Here is a 1,196-nt window from a genome sequence, read left to right as displayed (position 1 = left end):
GGTAATCCTCCCCATGGTTAAGGGGCTGCATAAGTAGAATTTTCTCGTAGCGTGAGCTGAGGAGATTCGAATGAGAAAGAGCCGTTTCACCGAGCCGCAGATCATGGCTGTGCTTCGTCAGGCCGAGAGCGGTGTGGCCGTGCCTGAACTTTGCCGTGAGCATGGGATCAGCACGGCGAGCTTCTACAAGTGGCGATCGAAGTATGGCGGCATGGATGCGTCGATGATGAGCCAGATGAAGTCCCTTGAAGACGAGAACCGGCGGTTGAAGCGCATGTTTGCGGACCTGAGCATGCAGGCCGAGTTGCTCAAGGAAGCCCTTGGAAAAAAATGACGCGGCCAGCTCAACGCCGCGAGCTGGCCGAGAAGGCAGTGGCGACGAAGGGGGTCAGCATCGCGCTGGCCTGCCGGGCCTTTGGTGTCAGCGAGACCTGTTTTCGCTACAGCCCGAAGCGCGATGCTGAGAATGAGTTCATCGCAGACCTGCTGGAAGGGCTGACCAAGGCGCACCGGACCTGGGGTTTTGGATTGTGCTTCCTGCACATGCGCAACGTACAGGGCACCCGTGGAACCATAAGCGCGTCCATAGGATCTACTGCGAGCTGGAACTGAACCTGCGGATCAAGCCCCGCCGGAGGATCAAGCGCGACAAACCCGATGAACTCAGCGTCCCTGAGGCACCGAACACGGTCTGGTCGATGGACTTCATGGCTGATCGCTTGTCCGATGGCCGCCAGTTCCGGCTTCTGAACGTGTTGGACGACTTTAACCGTGAGGGCCTGGGCATCGAGGTCGACTTCTCGCTCCCGGCCGAGCGGGTCGTCCGGTCGCTGAACCAGATCATTGAATGGCGCGGGAAGCCCTTGGCGATCAGGGTCGACAATGGCCCGGAATACATCAGTTCCACGCTGATGATCTGGGCCGAGAAGCAGGGCATTGCCCTCAACCACATCCAGCCCGGAAAGCCCCAGCAGAATGCTTACGTCGAGCGATACAACAGAACGGTCCGGCATGAATGGCTGGACCTCTACATCTTTGAAACCATCGAGGAGGCGCAGGAGATCGCAACCGACTGGCTATGGACTTACAACAATGAGCGCCCCAACATGGGCATAGGCGGCATCACACCCGCCCAGAAACTGAAGATGGCTGCCTGAAGTCTACTGCTGCACCCCGTTAAAACGGGGAGGATTACC

The 1,196-nt window shown here is 58.5% G+C and carries 1 pseudogene; it reads left to right on the top strand.

The features are described from left to right. Positions 1–70: 70 nt before the first annotated feature. A pseudogene (locus K1Y73_RS21920) lies at positions 71–1,157 on the top strand (IS3 family transposase). Positions 1,158–1,196: the final 39 nt, after the last annotated feature.

This window comes from Xinfangfangia pollutisoli (assembly GCF_020179405.1).
Taxonomy (GTDB): domain Bacteria; phylum Pseudomonadota; class Alphaproteobacteria; order Rhodobacterales; family Rhodobacteraceae; genus Pseudogemmobacter; species Pseudogemmobacter pollutisoli.
This window is presented reverse-complemented; position numbering and strand designations above follow the sequence as displayed.